The sequence below is a fragment of the Bradyrhizobium cajani genome (assembly GCF_009759665.1).
GTDB classification, from domain to species: Bacteria; Pseudomonadota; Alphaproteobacteria; order Rhizobiales; family Xanthobacteraceae; genus Bradyrhizobium; species Bradyrhizobium cajani.
Map to the genome: position 1 here is coordinate 162704 of NZ_WQNE01000001.1, position 21056 is coordinate 183759.

At 62.8% G+C, this 21056-nt stretch carries 20 protein-coding genes; 7 read left to right on the forward strand and 13 right to left on the reverse strand.

Annotation, left to right across the window (positions count from 1 at the left end):
• Window positions 1-16: 16 nt before the first annotated feature.
• Window positions 17-472 carry a cupin domain-containing protein gene (locus tag GPL20_RS00705; RefSeq protein WP_080136282.1) on the forward strand — a complete coding sequence of 152 codons (456 nt, stop codon included), beginning with the start codon at window positions 17-19 and terminating at the stop codon, window positions 470-472.
• Window positions 473-481: 9 nt separating this feature from the next.
• Here the strand turns inward: GPL20_RS00705 and GPL20_RS00710 are convergent, their stop codons facing one another.
• From GPL20_RS00710 to GPL20_RS00720, 3 genes are all read right to left on the reverse strand, one after another.
• Window positions 482-1732 carry a flavin-dependent oxidoreductase gene (locus GPL20_RS00710; RefSeq protein WP_157326891.1) on the reverse strand — a complete coding sequence of 417 codons (1251 nt, stop codon included), beginning with the start codon at window positions 1730-1732 and terminating at the stop codon, window positions 482-484.
• A gap of 290 nt (window positions 1733-2022) precedes the next feature.
• On the reverse strand, window positions 2023-2859 hold the full coding sequence (locus GPL20_RS00715; protein ID WP_157326892.1) for an enoyl-CoA hydratase family protein: 837 nt from the start codon (window positions 2857-2859) through the stop codon (window positions 2023-2025).
• Window positions 2860-2902: 43 nt separating this feature from the next.
• Window positions 2903-3664, reverse strand: a complete 762-nt coding sequence (locus tag GPL20_RS00720; protein WP_157326893.1) for an SDR family NAD(P)-dependent oxidoreductase — start codon at window positions 3662-3664, stop codon at window positions 2903-2905.
• 191 nt (window positions 3665-3855) lie between these two features.
• Here GPL20_RS00720 and GPL20_RS00725 point away from each other — a divergent pair, with 191 nt between their 5' ends.
• The 5 genes from GPL20_RS00725 to GPL20_RS00745 are packed head-to-tail and all read left to right on the forward strand — an operon-like array spanning window position 3856 to window position 9591.
• A complete protein-coding gene (locus GPL20_RS00725) occupies window positions 3856-4671 on the forward strand; it encodes an alpha/beta fold hydrolase (RefSeq protein ID WP_373568192.1) in 816 nt (271 codons plus the stop codon).
• Between the two features lie 12 nt (window positions 4672-4683).
• Window positions 4684-5973: an acyl-CoA dehydrogenase family protein gene (locus tag GPL20_RS00730; protein ID WP_157326895.1), complete on the forward strand. Its 1290-nt coding sequence runs from the start codon at window positions 4684-4686 to the stop codon at window positions 5971-5973.
• 2 nt (window positions 5974-5975) lie between these two features.
• Window positions 5976-7511 carry a class I adenylate-forming enzyme family protein gene (locus GPL20_RS00735; protein WP_254124977.1) on the forward strand — a complete coding sequence of 512 codons (1536 nt, stop codon included), beginning with the start codon at window positions 5976-5978 and terminating at the stop codon, window positions 7509-7511.
• Window positions 7508-8602: an NAD/NADP-dependent octopine/nopaline dehydrogenase family protein gene (locus GPL20_RS00740; RefSeq protein WP_157326896.1), complete on the forward strand. Its 1095-nt coding sequence runs from the start codon at window positions 7508-7510 to the stop codon at window positions 8600-8602. The genes GPL20_RS00735 and GPL20_RS00740 overlap by 4 nt, the downstream gene beginning before the upstream one ends.
• On the forward strand, window positions 8599-9591 hold the full coding sequence (locus tag GPL20_RS00745; protein WP_157326897.1) for a 3-hydroxybutyryl-CoA dehydrogenase: 993 nt from the start codon (window positions 8599-8601) through the stop codon (window positions 9589-9591). The genes GPL20_RS00740 and GPL20_RS00745 overlap by 4 nt, the downstream gene beginning before the upstream one ends.
• Here the strand turns inward: GPL20_RS00745 and GPL20_RS00750 are convergent.
• The 6 genes from GPL20_RS00750 to GPL20_RS00775 form a co-directional block, all read right to left on the reverse strand.
• Complete coding sequence (locus GPL20_RS00750; protein ID WP_157326898.1) at window positions 9588-10634, reverse strand: 2,5-dihydroxypyridine 5,6-dioxygenase NicX family protein; 1047 nt, start codon at window positions 10632-10634, stop codon at window positions 9588-9590. The two genes, GPL20_RS00745 and GPL20_RS00750, sit on opposite strands and share 4 nt — an antisense overlap.
• Window positions 10635-10672: 38 nt before the next feature.
• Window positions 10673-11440, reverse strand: a complete 768-nt coding sequence (locus GPL20_RS00755; protein WP_157326899.1) for an ABC transporter permease — start codon at window positions 11438-11440, stop codon at window positions 10673-10675.
• Window positions 11437-12222, reverse strand: a complete 786-nt coding sequence (locus GPL20_RS00760) for an ABC transporter permease (protein ID WP_157326900.1) — start codon at window positions 12220-12222, stop codon at window positions 11437-11439. The genes GPL20_RS00755 and GPL20_RS00760 overlap by 4 nt, the downstream gene beginning before the upstream one ends.
• Entirely contained in the window at window positions 12219-13064 is an 846-nt protein-coding gene (locus tag GPL20_RS00765) for an ABC transporter ATP-binding protein (protein WP_157326901.1), read from the reverse strand. Before GPL20_RS00765 ends, GPL20_RS00760 begins: the two co-directional genes overlap by 4 nt.
• Window positions 13065-13183: 119 nt before the next feature.
• On the reverse strand, window positions 13184-14878 hold the full coding sequence (gene ilvD / locus GPL20_RS00770) for a dihydroxy-acid dehydratase (RefSeq protein ID WP_157326902.1): 1695 nt from the start codon (window positions 14876-14878) through the stop codon (window positions 13184-13186).
• A gap of 78 nt (window positions 14879-14956) precedes the next feature.
• Window positions 14957-15940, reverse strand: coding sequence for an ABC transporter substrate-binding protein (locus tag GPL20_RS00775; protein ID WP_167532831.1), 984 nt, complete (start codon window positions 15938-15940; stop codon window positions 14957-14959).
• A gap of 166 nt (window positions 15941-16106) precedes the next feature.
• On the opposite strand from GPL20_RS00775, the gene GPL20_RS00780 reads away from it, so the two are divergent.
• The gene (locus GPL20_RS00780) at window positions 16107-17015 is read left to right on the forward strand and encodes an NAD(P)-dependent oxidoreductase (RefSeq protein ID WP_167532832.1); all 909 of its coding nucleotides are present in this window, start codon (window positions 16107-16109) and stop codon (window positions 17013-17015) included.
• A gap of 24 nt (window positions 17016-17039) precedes the next feature.
• Here the strand turns inward: GPL20_RS00780 and GPL20_RS00785 are convergent, their stop codons facing one another.
• From GPL20_RS00785 to GPL20_RS00800, 4 genes are all read right to left on the reverse strand, one after another.
• Window positions 17040-17603: a flavin reductase family protein gene (locus GPL20_RS00785; RefSeq protein ID WP_157326905.1), complete on the reverse strand. Its 564-nt coding sequence runs from the start codon at window positions 17601-17603 to the stop codon at window positions 17040-17042.
• Window positions 17604-17612: 9 nt separating this feature from the next.
• The gene (locus GPL20_RS00790; protein ID WP_157326906.1) at window positions 17613-18842 is read right to left on the reverse strand and encodes an acyl-CoA dehydrogenase family protein; all 1230 of its coding nucleotides are present in this window, start codon (window positions 18840-18842) and stop codon (window positions 17613-17615) included.
• Between the two features lie 64 nt (window positions 18843-18906).
• Complete coding sequence (maiA, locus tag GPL20_RS00795) at window positions 18907-19563, reverse strand: maleylacetoacetate isomerase (RefSeq protein ID WP_157326907.1); 657 nt, start codon at window positions 19561-19563, stop codon at window positions 18907-18909.
• A gap of 67 nt (window positions 19564-19630) precedes the next feature.
• Window positions 19631-20899, reverse strand: coding sequence for a CaiB/BaiF CoA transferase family protein (locus GPL20_RS00800; protein ID WP_167532833.1), 1269 nt, complete (start codon window positions 20897-20899; stop codon window positions 19631-19633).
• Between the last annotated feature and the right edge of the window lie 157 nt (window positions 20900-21056).

Below are 21056 nucleotides of genomic sequence, written 5' to 3' on the forward strand. Positions count from 1 at the left end.
TCAAGGGAGGACTGCAATGAAGAGCGAAATCACCGGCATCACCCGGGCCAACGAAGGAATCCAGGGCATCTCCTGGAATATCCTCGGCCAGACTTATGTGCCGAAGAGCTATGCGGAGAACAGCTTCTCCTGGCACGCGACATTGCCGCCCGGCACTTTCGTGCCGCCGCACATTCATCCCGACCAGGATGAATATCTTTACATGCTGGAGGGCAAGCTCGATTTCATGCTCGGTAATTCGGAGGCGCAGGCGACCGCAGGCGATCTGATCCGCCTCGGCATGGGCGTGCCACACGGCATCTTCAACAAGTCGGAGCAGACCGCAAAGGTGCTGTTCTGGGTGTCGCCGAGCCGCAAGCTATTCGACCTGTTCTGGGGCCTTCACAACATGAAAGAACAGAAGCCCGAGGACGTGGTGGCGATGGCGGCCGAGTTCAACATCCACTTCCTGCCGCCGCCTCCGGGCGGCTGATCGCGAGTCTTAAGCCCGCACTGCCGCCAGTCCAGGCACCGCAGCGAAGCCTGCCTTGGTGGCATAGCCGCGCACGATCGCTTCGCGCTGGGAATAGCTCAGCACGTTGTCGACATTGTCGAAGCCGTCGGGCGCGAGCTGCTCGACGGCGTCGATGACACCCTCAGGACCGCCGCGCCGGTTTGAGCGGACAATGTCTGCCGTCATCGGCAGGCGCTTCTTCTCGTATTCGACCAGGGCCTGGCGGGGATGCTCGGCGCGCACCAGGGCGTCGGCGAGGCAGCGTGCATCGAGGATTGCCTGCGAGGCGCCGTTGGAGCCGACCGGATACATGGGATGCGCGGCATCGCCGAGCAGCGTGACGCGTCCGGATGACCAGTACGGCAGGGGATCGCGGTCGCAGGTTGGATATTCGTAGAATTCTGGCGTCGCGGAGATCAGGCTCTTCACGTCGATATAGGGCACGGAGAAGCGCGCCACGTGTGGCATCAGGTCCTCGCGACGGCCCGGCCGCGACCAGTCTTCCTTCCGCGGCGGCGGTGCATTGCCCTCGCCGACCTTCACCAGCACCGCCCAATTGGTCAGCCGGCTTGCCGGGCTCGATCCTTCCGCGATCGGATAGATGACCACCTTGGCGTTAAGGCCACCGGCTACGATCATCGATTTGCCCGTGAGGAACAGCGGCCAGTCGCGGGCGCCGCGCCACAGCATCAGGCCGTTCCAGCACGGCGGCCCTTCGTTCGGGAACAAGGTCTCGCGCACGCGCGAATGGATGCCGTCGGCGCCGATCAGGATATCGCCACGCGCGGTGTGGACATGTGCGCCGGCGCGATCGAAGAAATAGGCGGTGACGCCGCCCTCATCCTGCGTGAAGGCACCGAGGCGGCAGCCGGTGTGGATTGCCTCCTGCCCGAGCCGCTCCTCGACGGCACGATGGATGACACCTTGAAGCCGGCCACGGTGGATCGAGAATTGCGGCACGTCGTGGCCGGCGTCGATGCCGCGAGCTTCGCGCCAGACCTCCTGGCCGTGGCGATTGAGATAATAGAGCTGGTCGGTGCGGATCGCGACATCGTCGAGCTTCTGCAACAGGCCGAGCCCCGCAAGCTCGCGCATCGCGTGGGGCAGCGTGTTGATCCCGACCCCGAGCTCGCGAATGGTGTCGGCCTGCTCGAAGATCTCACAATCCAGGCCGCGCGAGCGCAGCATCAATGCCGTGGTGAGACCACCGATGCCGCCACCGACGATAATCGCCTTCATCGCCTTTACTCCGCTCGAAACACAGGCAATGGGTTAGCGTCGCATGGGCGGTCACTCCGCCGCAAGCGGCTTTGTCGCCTCCGCCCAGAGCTCGGTCCGGGTCTTGGGCTTAGCCTTAATTCCCGGCTGCACGAAATCACGCAGATCGCGCACACGGCTGCGAACGGATGGTGGCGCAGAGACCGGCTGTGCCGCCACCAATGCTCCACCTTCCCGGACCATTAGTTTAATCTTGAAACAATTGTCCAAAACTCGGCGTTGCTGATCCGATCGAGGACAATGGCAGGGTTTCAGTCTCCCCTGAAGACCGGCTTGACCTTGTTGGCGAAAGCCTCGAAGGCGCGCTCGAAATCCGCCGTCGTCATGCACAGGGCCTGGGCAACGGCTTCCGCCTCAATGGCCTCCTCCACCGACATCGCCCATTCCATCGCCAGCATCCGCTTGGTCATGGTGTTGGCGAAGGTCGGCCCTTCCGCGACCTGTTTTGCCAGGACTTGCGCCTGGGGCAGCACCTGCTCCGGCGTGACGAGGCGGCTGAAGAAGCCCCAGCGCTCGCCCTCCTCCGCGGTCATGAACCGGCCGGTGTAGAGCAATTCGGAGGCGCGGGACTGTCCGATGATCCGCGGCAGGATCGCGCAGGCGCCCATATCGCAGCCGGCAAGGCCGACCTTGTTGAACAGGAACGCGACCTTGGCCCCACTCGCGGCGAGGCGCATGTCCGACGCCATGGCGATGATCGCGCCGGCCCCGGCGCAGATGCCCTCGACCGCGGCTACGATCGGCTGCGGGCAGGCCCGCATCGCCTTGACGAGGTCACCGGTCATACGCGTGAAGGCGGTCAACCCCTTGGTGTCCATCTTCACGAGCGGACCGATGATCTCGAACACATCGCCGCCCGACGAGAAATTGCCCCCGGCGCCGGTGACGACGATGGCCTTGACCGCATCGTCGAACGCGCAAGCGCGGAAGAAATCCGTCAGTTCCCGGTAACTCTCGAAGGTCAGCGGATTCTTTCGTTCGGGACGGTTGAGCGTGACTGTCGCGACGCCGTCGACCACGGCCAGCAGGAAGTGCTGCGGCGAATAGTCCGCAAGCGGCACGGTCACGGGATTTGCGGGTCTGCTCATGCGATCTCCTTAGCTTCCTTGTTCCGCGCCTGCACCGCGCAAGCTAGATCTCACCGCCGGCGACAGCGATCGCCTGTCCGGTGATCGCGCCGGCGCCCTCACCGCACAGCCAGAGCACCGCGTCGGCCACCTCCTGAGGCGTGATCAGACGCCCCTGTGGATTGTGTCGCGCCAGCTCGGCAATTGCTTGCTCGCGGGTTCGCCCCGTCTTCTTCATGATGTTTTCGATGCTGCCGGCGACAAGTTCGGTGTCGGTGAAGCCGGGGCACACCGCATTCACGGTCACATTGCTGCCGGCCATCTCGAGGGCGAGGGAACGCACGAGCCCGACCACGGCGTGCTTGGCGGCAACGTACGCGCTGACATAGGCGTAGCCCTTGAGTCCAGCCGTCGACGCCACCGCGACGATGCGGCCGTAGGAGCGATCCTTCATGCCTGGCAACACAGCCCGGACGGCATGCACCACGCCCATGAAGTTGACGTCCATCATGCGGCCAAAGAGGGCGCTATCCGATTTGGCGAATGGCGCGGATTCTGCGCTGCCCGCATTGGCAATCAGGATGTCGATCGGTTTGCGCGCACTCGCCTCAGCGATGGCCGCCTTCAACGATGCTTCGTCAGAGACGTCGGCAACGGCGGCAAAATGTGCAGCGCCCACGTTGACCGCCTCGGCAAGAGTCGCTGCGTTGCGGCCGAGCACGGTCACGGTCGCGCCAGCACCGACAAGCGAGGCGGCGATCGCGCGGCCGATGCCGCGACCGCCACCGGTCACCAGCGCGTGCGGCGAATGCGGCAATCCGGACATGCGCTGGCTCCCTCGGGTGCTGATCGTTCCCTCGATATATTTTAACCTTCAAATTTTTGCAACGAAAGCGCCGAGCGAGGACGCAAACGCCCACAAGAGGCCCGGCCCGAAAATTGCTTTAAGTATAAAATTATCGCTTCCCATCGCCTACAAGCCTGTTAGCATCAAAGGGCCAAGCAAAAGGACGTCGCGTGTCGCAGCCTGCGCCAATGATAACAAAGGACGGACGCTTCGCCTACGAAGCCGCGGGCGATCCGGGCGCGACACCTCTGATTTTCCTGCATGGCATTGGTGGCGCCGCGCGGGCCTGGCGACGCCAGCTTGCCACATTCGGCAACCGCTTCCGCGCGATCGCATGGGACATGCCGGGCTATGGTGGTTCGGCACCGCTCGCCAGCGTCAGCATCGCTGCCCTGGCGGAAGCACTTCAGCAATTCATCGAGCAGCTCGGCGCAGGCAGGCCTATTTTGGTTGGACATTCGATCGGCGGCATGATCGTCCAGAAATGGCTGGTGCAGTCGCCGAAACTTGCGCGCGCGGTGGTCCTTGCGCAGACCAGTCCGGCGTTCGGCAAGGCCGACGGCGACTGGCAGAGATCGTTCATCGCAGCGCGGCTCGGGCCACTCGATCGCGGGGAGACGATGAAGTCGTTGGCGCCCTCCCTGGTGAAGGAGCTGGTCGGCGACGATCCCGATCCAAAGGGGATGGAGCTCGCACGCGAGTGCATGGGGGACGTTCCTGAGGCAAGTTATCGCGCCATGATGCAGGCCCTCATCGGCTTCGATCAGCGCAGCACGCTCAGGAATATTTCCGTCCCGACGCTGCTGCTGTCCGGCTCCAAGGACAACAACGCGCCTGCACCGATGATGGAGAAGACGGCGACCTACATTCCTGCGGCAGAATATGTCGAGCTCGCTGGCGTGGGCCATCTCGCCAACCTTGAACGCCCTGATGCGTTTGACGAAGCTCTCGGCCGTTTCCTGAACTCCGTCACGGCCAAAGCGTAAGGTGACTGCGCAATGACCATGCAAGTCAGCAACAATATTGGCACAACCGACAAGGTCGTGCTCGATGCGCCGATCTTCGATCCCGTCGCATTCGGTTTGAGTGACGAGCAAGTGGGCATCATCACGCGGGCCCGCGAGATCGGCCAGAGCGTATTCGCCGGTCGCGCCGCGACCTACGATCGCGAGGCGATCTTCCCGACCGAGAACTATCGCGATCTGCATCGCATCGGCCTGCTCGGCATCGCCGTCCCCAAGAAGCACGGTGGACTCGGCGCGAACTATCAGACCTATGCCTTGGCCGCGGCCGAGATCGGCCGCTATTGCGGCGCGACCGCGCTGACCTGGAACATGCATGTGTGCTCGACCCTATGGTCGGGTCCCCTCGCCGACGATCTCGACATGGATGCGGACACCCGCGCCGAGCACGAGCGGCGGCGGGCGATCCACTACAGGCGCATCGTCGAGGACGGCGCGATCTATTCGCAGCCCTTTTCCGAGGGCGGCGCGGCGGCTGCAGGCGGGGTTGCTTTCGGCACGGAAGCAAGGCCGGTCGCGGGCGGCTGGATCGTCAACGGCAAGAAGATCTTCGCGTCCCTCTCCGGCCACGCCGATTATTATGGCGTGCTCTGCACCGAGATCGAGGAAGGCGGGAAGGCATCGCGCCGCAATACGCTTTATCTAGCCATCCCAGCCAAATCTCAGGGCGTCTCGGTCGTCGGCGACTGGGATCCGCTCGGCATGCGCGGCACGGTCTCGCGGACGTTGTTGTTCAAGGACGTATTTGTGCCGGAGGATTCTGCGCTCATGCCGCGCGGCGTCTATTTCCAGGCTGCGATGCGATGGCCGCACATGTTCCTGACGCTGTCGCCGACCTATATGGGCCTCGCGCAAGCCGCCTGCGATTTCACAGTACGTTACTTGCGTGGCGAAGTGCCGGGCATGCCGCCGGTCAAACGCAGGATGTACCCGACAAAGCAGATCGCGGTCGCGCAGATGCAGATCAAGCTCGAGCAGATCAAGGCGATCTGGTTCCAGGCCATCACCGAAGCCCGCGCCAATCCGAGCAAGGAGCAAGTGCTACGTGCCTACGCCGCGCAATATTCGGTGATGGAAGGCGCCAATGATCTCGCGGCGCTTGCGATCCGCACCTGCGGGGGACAGGCGATGCTCCGCTCGCTGCCGCTGGAGCGCATCTATCGCGACAGCCGCTGCGGTTCGCTGATGCTCCCCTGGACGGCCGAGCTCTGCCTCGACCGGATCGGACGCGAGGCGCTGTATGAGACCGGTGAAACGGACGACTGACCGTGGATCTATGTAGCCTGATCGACCGCAACGCGGCCTTCACACCAGGCAAGACCGCCATTGCCTTCGAGGGGAAGCGGCTGAGCTACGAGGCGTTCGCCGCGCGGATCGAGCGGAGCGCTGCAGCCTTGAAGCAGGAACTTGGAGTTGGCCGCGGCGACCGCGTCGCGATCCTCAGCCTCAATCGACCGGATTATCTGGTTCTGCTCTATGCCTGCGCACGGCTCGGCGCGATGCTGGTGCCCCTGAACTGGCGGCTCGCGGTCGCCGAGCAGCTGTTCATTCTCACCGATGCAGGCGCCAAGGTGCTGGTTCTCGAGCAGGCCTTTGAGGGAGTCGTGCCCGAGCTTGTGCGAATTGCGCCGGGGACATCCGTCGTCGGCCTCGACTTCGCGCCGCCTCGCGGCGTGACATTCGAAGACCTGCTCGCACGCAGCGAGGGTAGCGGACGAAATCCGCATACTGATCTCTCCTGCCCACTCCTCATCGTCTACACGTCAGGAACCACCGGACGGCCGAAAGGTGCGGTACTGCGTCAGGAGGCGCTGTTCTGGAACGGCGTCATGAGCCAGCACATGCACAACATGACGTCGGACGATCATGTCCTGACCGTGCTGCCGTTCTTCCATGTCGGCGGCCTCAACATCCAGACCACGCCGGCGCTCCAGCTTGGCGCAACGGTGACGATCCACGCCCGTTTCGCGCCGGACACCGCGCTCGCGGCCATTGAGCGGGAGGGACCGACACTGACCGTGATGGTGCCTGCGATCATCCAGGCCGTCAGCGAGCATCCTGCCTGGTCCACGACCGATCTCTCGTCGCTGAAGGCAGTCGCCACCGGCTCGACCATCGTGCCGCCGCACCTGATCGACCGCTTCGTCACACGCGCCGTGCCGGTGCTTCAGGTCTATGGCTCGACGGAAACCTGCCCCATCGCGATCTACACGCGGCTCGGCGGCGATCTTTCGCGCTCGGGATCGACCGGACTTCCCGGCTTCTGCTGCGAAGCGAAGGTGATTGATCAGGCCGGCAGCGATGTACCGGCGGGCACGCCAGGTGAGATCGCGGTGCGCGGACCCAACGTCTTCTTCGAGTATTGGGGCAATGCGGACGCCACCCGCGATGCGCTGCGCGACGGCTGGTATCGCACCGGAGATATCGGCCTGTGCGACGTCGACGGCTATTTCTGGGTGCGCGACCGCAAGAAGAACGTGATCATCTCCGGCGGCGAGAACATCTACCCGGCTGAAGTCGAGCGCGTCCTGCTCGAACATCCGGATGTCAGCGAATGCGCCGTGATCGGCCGGCCCGATCCGCGCTGGGACGAGGTGCCGATCGCCTACGTGATCCGTCGATCCGGCTGCAGGCTCGAAGCGGATGAGCTCAGAACGCACATTCAGGCGCAGCTGGCGCGGTACAAGGTTCCACGCGATATCGTCTTCGTCACCGACCTGCCGCGCACCGCGTTGGGCAAGGTCCAGCATTTCCTGCTGAAGCAGCTCGATGCACAATCGCATGCGCAAGGAGAAACATCTTGAAGATTGCGGTTCTAGGTGGGGGAAACGGCTCCTTCGCGGCCGCCGGCGATTTTGCGCTGTCGGAGCATGAGGTCCGGCTCTGGCGCCGCGACGCGGAGCAGGTCGCAGCGCATCGCGCCGCCGGCTCGCGCATCCTGGTGAAGGATCACAACGGCCCTCACGACGTGAAGCTCGAACTGGTCACGACCGACATCGCTGAAGCCATCAGCGGCGCCGAGTTGATCCTGTGCCCCGCCCCCGCCTTCGCGCAGCCCGACATTGCGCATCTGCTCGCACCGCACCTGCGGGACGGTCAGGTCGTATTTCTGCCGCCAGCGACATTCGGCTCGATGATCTTCGCGCAAGCCGCGCGAGATGCTGGCAACCATGCCAGGGCGAGCTTTGCCGAGACCGGCACACTGCCCTGGCTGACCCGTAAGCACGGACCGTTCGAGGTCGCGATCACTATCCGCGCCAAGCGCCTGCCGGTCGGTGTACTCCCGCTCGATCAGGCGCCCCATGCACTCGAAGTCATCGAACGCGCCTTCCCGAGCGTGATCGAACCGTGCGGAGATGCGCTGTCCGGTGCGCTGATGAATGCGGGCCCCATCATCCATCCGCCGCTGATCGTGATGAACGCTGGCCCGATCGAACATTTCGAGCGCTGGGACATCCACAAGGAAGGTACGCAAGCCGCGATCCGGCGGGTCACCGACGCGCTCGACGCCGAGCGGATCGTTGTACGCGAGGCACTCGGGTACGGTGCACCGCACTTCCCGCTCGCGCATCACTACGCGAAGGAGGGCGAGATCTGGATGTATGGCCGCGGATCGCATGATCGGCTGACCGATTCCGGCGACTGGCGCGAACGGATCGTGCTGACTGAGCATCGCTACATGCGCGAAGATTTGCGGCTTGGGTTGTCGCTGCTGGTCTCCGTCGCCGGCCTGGCTGGCGTGGCCACGCCGCTGGCCAAAGCATTCCTGGCCATCGGCGGCGCGATCTGCGGCGAGGATTTTGCGCGAGGCGGCCGGACACTCGATACGCTGGGTCTCGGCAATCTTAGCAAGGCCGAACTACAGAGGCTTCTGCGCGAGGGATTCAATCGATGACCGGCCGCGTCAACATCGCCTGTCTCGGGGCCGGCCGCATGGGCCGTGGCATCGCCGTCGCGTTCGCGTACGCGGGCCACACAGTGACAATGATCGACGTCAAGGCCCGTTCAGCGGAAGAATTCAACAGGCTGGAAGCGGACGCGCTTGGCGAGGTCAGGAAGACGTTTGCCAGCCTGTCGAAGCTGGGGCTACTGACTGCGGCAGATGTTGAACCGCTCGTCGCGCGGGTCTCGGTGGTGCCGGCCAGCCAGAGCAGCGCGGCACTGTCCGAGGCCGGAATGGTCTTCGAGGGAGTCCCCGAAGTCGTCGAGCTCAAGCGGGAGGTGCTGGACGCGGCTTCAAGGCAGGTCGGCCCCGACACGATCATTGCATCGACGACGTCGACCATTCTCGTCGACGATCTGTCCGCGGCGATCGTAAACCCCCGCCGCTTCCTCAATGTGCATTGGCTCAATCCGGCCTACCTGATCCCGCTGGTCGAGGTTTCACCCGGCCAAGCCACCGACCCTGCCATCATCGACGAGGTCAAGGTGCTACTCGAAGGCATCGGCAAGGTGCCGGTGGTCTGCGCAGCGACGCCAGGCTTCATCGTGCCGCGCATCCAGGCGCTGGCCATGAACGAGGCCGCACGCATGGTCGAGGAAGGCGTCGCCAGCGCCGAGGAGATCGACAAGGCAATCCGCTACGGCTTTGGTTTCCGCTACGCCGTGCTCGGGCTGCTGGAATTCATCGACTGGGGAGGCGGCGACATCCTGTACTATGCCAGCGGCTATCTCGAGGGCGCGCTCGGCAGCGACCGCTATCGGGCGCCGGAGGTAATTTCAAGGAACATGCACGAAGGCCGGATCGGCCTGCGAACCGGCGCGGGCTTCCTCGATTATTCAGGCATGGACGTCGATGCCTATCGCGCGAAACGCCTCCAGGCCATGGTCGACCTGCTCCGGCATTTCGATCTGGCTCGCCCGCCCGTGCTCGATCGCAACTAGCCAAACACGTCCTGAAGCACACCTTCGCGAACGACCGCGACACCATCGAGCTCGATCGTCGTTCCCATCATCGGCAGGTCGAAATGGCCTGCCGTGTAGCGGCCAGCAAATTCGTTCGCCCCGGTCGAGAACAGGAAATTGCCGGAGACAGCGCGAATTTCGGTGCCGTTGGTGTCACGCTGGTCGTACATCGAGAGCGCCTCGTAGCGCGCGCCAGGGTTCATGCCGAAGCCGACATGCGAAACCGCATAGGCCTCGCGATCACCCCACGCAGCGAGATAGGCACGCATCATCGCGGCATCGGTGCCCTCCCCCTGCAGCTCGACGACATAGTCGTCCTTCAGCGTCATCCTTACGGGGGACGTCAGGTAACGCTTGAAGGTCAGGTTAATGTCGCCAGGCGCCATCACCAGCGTGCCGTTGATCGTCCCGCTCTTAGGGAAGCTGACGACAATGCCGCCTGGCCAGTGCGCCAGCGTACCGGGCTTGTCTGTCCAGCCCCAAACGCCGACTGTGGAGGCGCCGACCATGTCCACGTCGAGCGCCGTTCCGGCCTTTGACGTGACCCGCATCCGCTTGGTACCACGCAGCATCTTCGCGGCCGCACGAACGCGCTTCTCGAGCGCAGGATCCGGCACCATGCGTTCCAGCGCCTCGGGATGCTCATTGGAGATCACCAATATGCGCGCGCCGGCCTTGAGGATCTCTGGCGTCTCCACCGCATGCATGAGGCCCTCGATCGTGCAATCGACCACAAAACCGGCCTGCTGAAGAGCAGTAATGACCGGACCGAGCTTCTGGATCGCCTCGCTCGCCCCGGTCGAGCGAACCGGAACGATATTCCGATTGCGCGGCGTCGGCATTACCACATGAAATGGCCTTGCACCTAATCGCAGCAGCGCCAGCTCTGCCAGATGCACATTCAACGCGCGCGACTGGGTTTCCGATAGGATCGCCGCCGTATCGCCGGCCTTGACCGCGCATCGTTCAAAAATCTCGCAAAACGCGTCGATCCATTTTGCCTCGATGCGATCAGCCAGCATGGTTCACTCCCGGTCTTCTGGTTTCTTGTTCGTCCAGTTCACGCTTCGGGGAAGCCCCGTAAGAGGTACGATCGCACGGCGCCAAGCAAGCCGTTCAGAATCAACCCCAGCAGCGAGATCGTAATCAGCGGCACGAACATGTCGACAGCCTGGAAGGTTCGCGCTGCCGTGACGAGCGCATGGCCCAATCCGTCCGTCGACGTAATCATCTCGGCCAGAAACACCACGATGCAGGAAATGACAAGACCGATCCGGCAGCCGGTCAGGATCGACGGCATCGCCGCGGGTAGCACTACCTTGAAGAGGACTTCATAGCGCGGCGTTCCCGCCGCCATGGCCGACCAGATCAGCTTCTGCTCGACGGTCGATGCACCGTAGTAGGTAGACAAAAGAATGGGAAACAACGCATCCGCCGCAACCAGCGTGATCTTCGATCCGTGACCGAAACCAAGCAGCAGCAGGAGTGCCGGATAGAGCGCGACTTTGGGCAACGGCGCCAATACGCGCACGATGGGCCGAACCACCGCATTTATGGCCGGATTGGCGGCGGCGGCGATGCCGATGCTCACGCCGAGCACGACCGCAATCGCGAAGCCGGCGAACAACCGGACCAGGGTTGCCGCTATCTCCTGCTGAAACGTCCACGTCACGAGCTGCTGGAGCAGCCGGCTGAAGACCAAGCCCGGCGGCGGCAGCAAAACCGCGGGGGCCAAGCCCGACGACACGAGGCCCTGCCACAGCGCGATCACCAGCACGATTGGCGCAAGCCCAAGGATCACGTTTGCTGGGAAAAAACGCGATATCATGAGAAGCTCAGCGGCATATCGAACTGAGGCTCGGACCAGCGCACCAGCCGTGCGCGAACCCGCTCGAAGATCGCATCCAGGCAGATCCCCATCGCTCCCACGATGATGATCATCGCGAAGACGGTGTCGTACTGGCCCATGTCGAGCGCGTTGAACAGGATGTTTCCGGCGCCGGACTGGCGGGCGATCATCTCGCTGGTGATCATCGTGATCAACGCCAGCACGAGACCCGTGCGGCACCCGGTCAGAATCTCCGGCAGCGCTGCGGGCAGCACGATCCGCATCAGGCGTTGCACGGGTGAAAGCCCCATCGCAGCACCCGACCACAGCATCTTTTCTTCCACGGCCTTGGCGCCCTCAAAGCTGTGATAGATCACGGGTAAGCTGACGCCGAGGAAGATCACCAGCGTCTTCGTGATGTCGCCGACACCAAGCCACAGCATGATGATCGGCATCAGTGCAGCCTTCGGCACCGGGTAGATCACCATCAAGAGCGGATTGAAGAAGGCCGCGACAGCCCGGCTGCGTCCCATCAACAGACCGAGTGGAATCGAAACCAGCACGGCTACGCCGAACCCGATCGCCATGCGGCGGAGCGAGGCCAGGATGTTGATTAGGGACTCCTTGTCGCCAAGGATATCCGGAATCGCGCGGATCGCCTCGATCGCCGTTGGAAAGCTGTCATTCTTCAGCGCGAGCGACCCAGCCTGCCACGCTGCCAGTAATCCGATGCATGCCAGCACCGGAGCAGCACGTCTGATCAAGGCTGCCGGCGATATCATGACGCAGACCCGCCTTCGTCGCTCTCATCGAACATCCGCTCGATGTCGACGACGTGTTTCTGGTAGCGCGGGTCGAGCAACAGCTCGTTGCGGCGACGCGGCCGCGGAAGATCGATGTCGATCAACTGCCGAATGCGGCCGGGCGACTTCGACATCATCACGACCTTGTCCGACAGGAACACAGCCTCGTCGACCGAGTGGGTGACGAACAGCACGGTCTTGCGGTCGCGCTCCCAGATATTCAAGAGATCGTTTTGCAGACGTGTCCGGGTGTGGGCATCCAGCGCGCCGAACGGTTCGTCCATCAACAGGACCTCGGGATGGTAGGCGAGCGTCCGCGCCAGCGCGACACGCTGCTTCATGCCGCCAGACAGTTCTTTGGGATAGAAGTTCTCATAGCCCTTGAGGCCGACCATTTCGATCAGGGCCCGGCTCTGCGCTTCTGCCGCGGCAGCCCGCACACCCTGCTGGCGCGGACCGTACATCACGTTGCCCAGCACGGTCTTCCAGGGAAACAACGCGAATTCCTGAAACACCGGACCGCGATCCGGCCCTGGTCCCGTGATCGCCTGTCCCTTTATCTTCGCCACGCCGCTAGTCGGGCTGACGAAGCCCCCGACGATGTAAAGCAGCGTCGACTTGCCACAGCCGGACGGACCAAGGATGGACACGAAGGCTCCCTCGTCGATCGTCAGCGAGATGTCGGATAACGCCAAATGATCCCTACGCGACGAGGTCTGGAAAACCTGCGAGACGCGGTCGATCTCGATGATCGCAGAAGCCGGCTTTTGTGACATCACCGGTCTCACCCATTCACTCGATCTCGAAGGCACTACCTTCATCGCGTCTCTTGCCTCACTCGTGCACGAACATCGCGCGACATAGCCGCTGAATGTCCTCCATCAGCGGCACAGCTTAGCAAGAAACTTGCCAGATTGCCGCTTCGCGCGAGCGCCGCGCATCATTCGAACCAGGGCCATTCTGCCGGGCCTTTGTGCGTGACGGCACCGCCCGGCGCCTGCCCTACCAGGCGCGCATATTTCGCGAGCGCGCCGGCGCGGTGCCGTGGCGGCTGCTGCTTCCAATTGCGTTGCCGCACTGTCAGTTCCTGCTCGTCGAGCAGTACGTCCATCCGCCGGTTTACGGCATCTATCCGGATCCTGTCGCCGTCGCGAACAAGCGCCAGCGGACCGCCGACAAAAGCTTCCGGAGACACGTAACCGATGCACATCCCGCGGGTTGCACCGGAGAACCGCCCGTCGGTGATCAGGGCCACCTTCTCGCCCATACCCTGCCCATAGATCAGCGCGGTGACGCCGAGCATCTCGCGCATGCCGGGACCACCGACAGGCCCTTCATTGCGGATGACGAGAACCTCACCCGCCTTGTAGCTGCGGTCGCGAACCGCTTTAACACAAGCCTCTTCGTCTTCGAAAACGCGAGCCACACCTTCGAAGAATTGGCTCTTCAGGCCCGCGACCTTGATGACCGCACCGTCGGGACAGAGGTTTCCCTTCAACACCGCCACGCCGCCGTCGGGCATGATCGGCGCGCGGGCCGTATAAACGACCTTTCCATCGGGTGCGTTGGCTGCGCCGTATTCTTCGGCGAGCGTGCGGCCCGTGATGGTGATGCAGCTGCCGTCGATATGACCGCTCTGAATTAGCTCGTGGATCACCACAGCGGCGCCGCCGATGTCGTAGACATCCTTTGCCGTGTATTTGCCGCCCGGCCTCAGATTTCCGATCAGTGGCGTCCTGGCAAAAACCTCGCCGACGTCATCGATCGTGAACGCGATGCCGGCCTCGTTCGCAATCGCCGGCAGATGCAGCGCGGCATTGGTGGAACCGCCCGTTGCAGCCACGATCGCAGCGCCGCTCTCCAGGGATTTCCGCGTCACGATGTCACGCGGTAGCGGCCCGCCGCGGTCCAGCATCTCCATGATCAGCCGCCCAGCGCGTCGCGAGATCTGCGCACGTTCGGCGTAGACACCGGGCACCATCGAAACGTTGGGAATGGTGAGGCCCATCGCCTCTGACACCATTCCCATCGTGTTCGCAGTGAATTGGCCGGCGCATGCGCCTATCGTCGGCAGGCAAGCGCGCTCGATCCGCTCGAGCGTGGCGCCATCGATCTCCCCGGTCATGAAGCTACCGACAGCTTCATAGGAATCGAGCACCGTCAGCGTCCGTCCGTCCACTCGTCCCGGCAGGGAGCTGCCGCCGTAGATGAAAATGGACGGCACGTTGCAACGGACCATCCCCATCATCACGCCGGGAAGGGTTTTGTCGCATCCGCCATACCCAATCAGCGCATCGTAGGCGAGGCCATGAACGACGGCCTCGATCGAGTCGGCGATCAGCTCACGAGAAAACAGGGAAAATTTCATCCCCTCGTGATTCATGCTGATGCCGTCGGAGACGGAGACAGTCGTGAACTCGCGCGGCGTACCGCCGGCCTCCTCGATTCCCGTCTTGGCCGCGGCGACCTGGAAGTCGTGGGTCATATTACAGGGCGTCTGTTCGCCCTTCATGCTGACGACGCCCACCATCGGCTTGGCAATCGCAGCGTCGTCGAGCCCCATGGCGCGCATGAACGCGCGGTGCGGGGCCCGGTCGAGGCCGTCTGTCGTGACCCGTGATCGCAACTTCTTCATGGATGCATCTGCTTCATGCTGCGCCCCGGATCACCCGGGACGTCGCGATCTCTCCAGTCGGATAATTCGCTCGGTCGCCTACTGCAGCGGCGCGACGATGGTCGGATGCTTGAACTGCGCAACATCCAGCTTCGGTAGCATTCCCGTCTCCGCATAGATGTCCAGCATCTTCTGGATCGCGGGGAAGTTCGGTGCCGCACCTGGATCCCGACCGAAATCGTTGTCCTTGAGCAGATAAGTCTCGAGCACCGGAATAGGCGCCTTCAGAACTTCATTGACGACCTTCAGGGTCTCTTCGCGGTTTGCCAACGCCTTCTTCATGCCTGACGTGATGTCGCTGACATAGGCCTTGACCAGCTCCGGATTCTTGTCGACGAAATCGGCACGGCAAGCCTCCAGGATGTGCACGATGTTCGGCATGGCCTGCGACAGCGAGAACAGCTTTCGGGTGCCGCCCTTCGCTTCCGCGCGCGCGGCAAACGGCTGGTTCATGTTGACGGCATCAACGCGGCCCTGCCGCAACGCATCTTCGGAGACGGCAAAGCCGACCTCCACCAGCTTGATATCCTTGGCCGGATCGACGCCGTTCTGCTTCAGGAGCAGGTTGAATGGGCCCTGCGTGCCGCCGCCGATCACGGAAATGCCGACCGTCTTGCCCTTGAGATCGGCAATCGTCCTGACCGGCGAGTCATCCATGACCGCCCAATAGACCGAGAAGCCGCCGGGCTTCTCGAAGACGTGTTGCGCCACGATGTAGGCCTTGAGATTGCCGCCGACCACGCCGTTGGCAAGCGACAGCGGCGCTTGCGTCGCGCAATCCAGTGCGCCGGCCGCGAGTGCCTGCGTCATCGGCGCGGTGCCCTGAAACTGGGTCCATTCGATGTTGTAGGTCTTGCCGATATTGGGAAATTCGGCCGGGCGGCGCATCATCCAGTACTTGGATTCCTCGGCCGGGATCGTCCAGCCGACGCGGATCGCCTGTTGAGCCCATGACGGACTCGAGCCCACTATCGCGGCCACAGCCGCCCCCAATGCCAGGATCCTCCTCGAAACGGTTCGCATCGTGCCCACTCCGTTGCTCCGGCGCCGAACGGCGCCACCCAACCCGACCGACCCAAATGTTTCATGGTTCAAACAATCAGGCAAGCCATGCGGGCCGGACGGTTTCGCCGTCAAATCTGCCATGTATGGTAAGGACGCGTTGCGTTGCGACAGAAGGAGGCAACCTATGGCTGATGCGAGCAAGATGAACCCGCAAGACGTCGAGAAGCTGGGCTATCTCGGCCTTGGACTGATGGGGACGCCGATGACTAGGCGCCTGCTCAAGGTCGGGCATCAGGTCAGCGTCTGGAATCGCTCGGAGGGCAAGGTCGCCCCGCTCGTCGAGGCCGGCGCCAAGCATGCAGCTTCACCTCGTGACTTATTGGCCCATTCGGACATCGTCTTCATGTGCGTGACGGATGCGGCGGCCGTGGAAGAGGTGATTTTCGGAGCTGAAGGTCTTGCAGCTGCTCCAGGCGCAGGCAAGCTCGTGGTCGACTTCTCATCGATCCACCCCGACGCCGCGCGCGACCTTGCAACACGACTGAAAGCCGCGAACAGCGCGGGCTGGATCGATGCGCCTGTGTCCGGAGGCACCAAGGGCGCCGAGGAAGGCACGCTCGCCATCATGGCGGGCGGAGAAGCCGGCGACATCGAGAGGGTGCGGCCCTATGTTCTGGCCATGGCACGGAGACTCACCCACATGGGTCCTATCGGGGCCGGACAAACCACAAAGCTCTGCAATCAGGTGATCGTCGGATGCGCGATGGCCGTTCTTGCGGAAGCGACGCGCCTTGCCGCGAACGCCGGAATTGACGCCAGTCGATTACCCGAAGCGCTCGCAGGCGGCTTCGCCGATTCCATTCCGCTTCAACTCTTCGTGCCACGGATGGTGCAGGCCATTCACACGCCGCCGCTCGGTCACATCGCCACGATGCTCAAGGATCTCGACACAGTTGCCGATGTCGCCCGGGCGACGTCGACGCCCGTCCCGATGGCGACGCTTGCGGGACAGATTTTCAGGCTGGCCAAGGCCGCGCGAGGCGCAGATGCAGACGCATTGGAGATATACAAGCTCTCTGCGGCAGAGCGTTGAGCCGTCGGACGCGACCTTAGCGCGTTACGGCGACTTCTTGCCCTCGTCGTCGGTCAGAAACCGGCCGAACGTCCCACGCGCGAAGAGCAGCGGCTCCTTTGCACTGTAAGTGTAGGCCTCGACCGCACCAAGAAAGATCACGTGGTCGCCGCCGTAGTAGCGATTGACCGAGCGGCATTGAAAATTGGCGACGCTCTCGGCGAGCACCGGCGCATTGCCAAGGCCTGGTGTCCAGTCCACACCGCTGAACTTGTCGTCGGACGACTTGGCGAATTTATTCGCGAGTGCCTGCTGCGATGCGCCAAGCACATTGACCGTAAAGTGGCTGGCATTCTGAAACACGGTCAGGCTGGAGGAATAAACGACGAGGCTCCACAGAACCAGCGGAGGATTCAATGAGACCGAGGCAAAGGAATTGCAGGTCAGTCCATAGGGCTTTCCGTCAGGAGCCGCGGCCGTGATGATCGTCACTCCCGTGGCATAGGTGCCGAGCGCGTTGCGAAAATCGCGAGGGTCGATCGGTGAGTTGTCGCTCGCGAACTCATTGGCTGGATCAGGAACGGCCGGCTGCTTCGGCAGGTCATTCATCGGCCGGCCTCACAGGGTGAGATTTTCGGACGGCAGGCCCAATGCCACGCGTCCATAATTGGTTCCCGACGCATCGAAATTGAACGCGAGATGGGAATTGATTGCGTGCGCATCGCGGAACTGGCGCTGCAACACCCCCGTTGTGAACAAACCGCGCGCTCCGCTCGCCGCAAACAGCATCGAGACTGCTTCCGTGCATAAGTTCACTGAGAAAGCACCGTCGCGCCGATATCTGGTCTTGGTCGCCATATCGGGAATATGACCGCGTCGCGCATCCTCCATGGCCACGAGACACGCCGAGCGCATGACCAGGCGCGCGGCATCGATCTTCGCCGATGCTTCGGCGATCTTGATCTGGGTGCTTTGGAAGTCACTCAGCTTGGCACGGTTGTAGGTCGAGATGCGATGACGCGCGACTTCCGCATAATCGTCGAGGCACGCCTGCGCGTTACCGAGCGCGACGCCAGACAGGACGTAGGGAAACAGCGAGAACACGGGTAACGCGTACAGCGGATTGGGATTGATCCTGCTCCCCGGGGTCTTGTCTCCAGCAAGCTCACCCACGGCGATCGTCATGTGGTCGGGCGCGAAGGCGTCCCTGACTTCAACATCGCAAGACCCCGTACCGCGTAGTCCCGCAACATTCCAGGTATCGAGCACTCTGTAGTCGCCCTTCGGAAGCAGGAATATCCGATATTCGATGCCGTCCGCCTCATCCTCAGAGTAGACAACGCTTGCGAGCATGTTCCATTCGCAGGAGGCAACGCCCGAGGAAAACGGCCAGCTGCCGTGCAGCCGGTATCCGCCCTCGACTCTCGTGGCGCGTCCGGCGGGGAAAATGAACGAGGATGCAATCAGTGCGTCCGGATCACGGCCCCAGACCAGATCCTGCGCCTTTTGCTCGAACATGCCGAGCATCCAGTGATGGCTCGCCAGATTGGCGAGATTCCAGGCGACCGATGCATCCGCCTGTCCAAGCAGATCCGCGCAATCGATCAGGGCGACATAATCGAGTTCGGCGCCGCCGACGCGCTTGGGCTGGAGCATCCGGAACAGGCCGGCATCGTGCAGATCTCGCTCGGTCTCCGGCGGCAAGTGCCGCAGCTCTTCCGTCCGCGCCGCCCGCTCCCGCAGTTGCGGCAGCAGCGCTCGAGCCCTTGCGATCATCGTCGCGTACGCGTGTTCACCGGAGTCCGGCCACGCGGGCTGCCCTATGCTCGGCTTTTGACCAGGCGCCATCGATGTTCCTCGCTTTGATACAGTTATGCGGCGGGAACCTCGCTAAATCAAGCTGAAGGCAATGTTAGCTAGCTGCGGTCGTCTTGTACCCCGGCTGCTCGAAGGGGTGCGACGTCGCAAAGGCCGGCATTGCGAAACACTGATCCGCCAGGCCCGCAACCCTGGGAAACGGCGTCAAGTCGAGCTTCAGAAAACGTGCACCTACGATCTGGCCGGCAAGGCAGATGTCCGCGAGGCCCACCTGTTGACCCAGTGCGAATGGCGCCGGCGGCCGCCGGTCCAATAATCTCTCATAGGTGGCCAGTCCTTCGATGGTCCAATGCCCCGCCCAATCCTCGACGGACTTGGCGTTGGCGCCGAGCATCCTGATCAGATGATTGCGGACACGTGGTGTTACCAATGGATGCGCATCCGCGACGGTAACCAGAGCCAGAGATCGTGCATAGGCACGATCGGCAGGATCAGATGGCAGCAACCTCGGTTCCGCTTTGAGGTCATCGAGGTATTCAATGATGGCCAAAGACTGAAATAGCCGGTGCTCGCCATGTACCAGCGTCGGGACGACGCGCTCGGCGTTGACAGCGTCGTAATCCGAACAGAACTGGTCTCCGGACAGGATATCGACAGGGATTTCCTGGAATGGCAACTCCTTAAGCTTCAGTGCTACGCGCACGCGAAACGAGGCAATCGATCGCCAGAAGCCGTAGAGCCGAAGGGTCATCGTCAACCTCCTAACCAAGAGATAGTCGATCCGCTTGGAGCGAGCAGGTCTTAAGCATCATTTCGGTTCAAAGCGACGCCAAAGGCTTGCTCGATCCAAAGACGCCTCTTCGCGCGAGCTCTGCAATGCGGCGATCGTCGTAACCGAGAGTATCACGCAAGACACGATCCGTATGCTCGCCCAGCAGCGGAGCGGCCACGGGATCCATCGCCGGCGTCACGCTCATGCTGATCGGTGGCTCGATGTTGGGAACCCATTCCGCCGTGGGATGCGGAATCTGATGCAAACGATGGCGCTCCCGGACCTCAGGCGCATTGAAACCTTCCTCGACCGTGCGCAGATAGCCCACCGGGATATTGGCGAGTTTCATCTTCGCCATCCAGTTCTCAAGGCTGTCGTTTGCAAACACCTCCGCGATGGCTGCCCGCAACAGCTCCTTGTTCGCGGAACGCGCCTTGCGCGTGGCGAACTGCGGATCTGTGATGAGATCCGGCCGGTTCAACACTTCGACAACCAGCCGTTTGTAGAGCCGGTCGTTGGCGCACGCCATGTAGAGTGGTCCATCGGACGCCTCGTAGACACCGACGGTAGGAGACCCGCTCGGCGAATTTCCGAATCGGCCAGGGTTTTGACCATTGATGAGATAGGCCATGCCGTAAAAGCCGGTCATCGCCATCGCGATATCGAACAGGGCAACTTCGACGTGTTGGCCGCGGCCCAGCCGATCTCGTGCCAGCAGGGCCAGAAGGATGGCGTTACAGGCCGTCATCCCCGTCGCAATGTCCACGATAGGTGGGCCCGTCCGGACTGGAGGGCCGTCGGAAAATCCGTTAAGCGACATGAAGCCGCTTTCCGCCTGCGTGATCGGGTCAAAACCGGGACGTGAAGCGAACGGTCCGGTACGTCCGTACGCGGAGATCGAGCAATAGATCAGCCGCGGATTGAGCGGCGCGACCGCCTCGTAGTTAAGGCCGAATTTCTTCATGACCCCGCTGGAGAAGTTCTCGACGACCACATCCGCCCTGCGGATTAGATCCAGCGCAATCTCGCGGGCCTCCGGCACGGCGAGATCAAGCGCAATCCCGCACTTGTTGCGGTTCAGGCTGAGATATGCCGCGCTCTCGCCTCCGATCTCGGCATGTTCATAGGCGCGCGTGTCGTCGCCCCCGTCGGGATTCTCGATCTTGATGACGCGCGCGCCGAAGTCGGCGAGCGTCTGCGTGCAGGCTGGGCCGGCGACCACGCGCGTGAAGTCGACGACCAGAAGACCATCAAGCGCGGTTGGCCCGACCTCGGCCCGCGGCGGACGCTGCGGCAGTTGCGGCTTGGTGGACATCGACAGCTCTCCCTTACATCGGCTTATGATCGCCGAATTTCCTGCAAGAGCAGACTTAAAGCCCGCCGACGCCGACTTCGCAAGTGCCTCACTCGCAACGCCTGAAAAAGCAAAAGGGCCCGGCAGCCATTGAGCTACCGGGCCCTCAGACATTCTG

Bases quoted from the DNA above. Each gene is read 5' to 3' on its own strand.
- GPL20_RS00765 (WP_157326901.1), bottom strand. From the start codon at position 13,064: ATGAAGGTAGTGCCTTCGAGATCGAGTGAATGGGTGAGACCGGTGATG.
- GPL20_RS00730 (WP_157326895.1), top strand. From the start codon at position 4,684: ATGACCATGCAAGTCAGCAACAATATTGGCACAACCGACAAGGTCGTG.
- GPL20_RS00775 (WP_167532831.1), bottom strand. From the start codon at position 15,940: ATGCGAACCGTTTCGAGGAGGATCCTGGCATTGGGGGCGGCTGTGGCC.
- GPL20_RS00750 (WP_157326898.1), bottom strand. From the start codon at position 10,634: ATGCTGGCTGATCGCATCGAGGCAAAATGGATCGACGCGTTTTGCGAG.
- GPL20_RS00760 (WP_157326900.1), bottom strand. From the start codon at position 12,222: ATGATATCGCCGGCAGCCTTGATCAGACGTGCTGCTCCGGTGCTGGCA.
- GPL20_RS00785 (WP_157326905.1), bottom strand. From the start codon at position 17,603: ATGAATGACCTGCCGAAGCAGCCGGCCGTTCCTGATCCAGCCAATGAG.
- GPL20_RS00715 (WP_157326892.1), bottom strand. From the start codon at position 2,859: ATGAGCAGACCCGCAAATCCCGTGACCGTGCCGCTTGCGGACTATTCG.
- GPL20_RS00705 (WP_080136282.1), top strand. From the start codon at position 17: ATGAAGAGCGAAATCACCGGCATCACCCGGGCCAACGAAGGAATCCAG.
- GPL20_RS00780 (WP_167532832.1), top strand. From the start codon at position 16,107: ATGGCTGATGCGAGCAAGATGAACCCGCAAGACGTCGAGAAGCTGGGC.
- maiA (WP_157326907.1), bottom strand. From the start codon at position 19,563: ATGACCCTTCGGCTCTACGGCTTCTGGCGATCGATTGCCTCGTTTCGC.
- GPL20_RS00755 (WP_157326899.1), bottom strand. From the start codon at position 11,440: ATGATATCGCGTTTTTTCCCAGCAAACGTGATCCTTGGGCTTGCGCCA.
- ilvD (WP_157326902.1), bottom strand. From the start codon at position 14,878: ATGAAGAAGTTGCGATCACGGGTCACGACAGACGGCCTCGACCGGGCC.
- GPL20_RS00720 (WP_157326893.1), bottom strand. From the start codon at position 3,664: ATGTCCGGATTGCCGCATTCGCCGCACGCGCTGGTGACCGGTGGCGGT.
- GPL20_RS00790 (WP_157326906.1), bottom strand. From the start codon at position 18,842: ATGGCGCCTGGTCAAAAGCCGAGCATAGGGCAGCCCGCGTGGCCGGAC.
- GPL20_RS00745 (WP_157326897.1), top strand. From the start codon at position 8,599: ATGACCGGCCGCGTCAACATCGCCTGTCTCGGGGCCGGCCGCATGGGC.
- GPL20_RS00800 (WP_167532833.1), bottom strand. From the start codon at position 20,899: ATGTCCACCAAGCCGCAACTGCCGCAGCGTCCGCCGCGGGCCGAGGTC.
- GPL20_RS00710 (WP_157326891.1), bottom strand. From the start codon at position 1,732: ATGAAGGCGATTATCGTCGGTGGCGGCATCGGTGGTCTCACCACGGCA.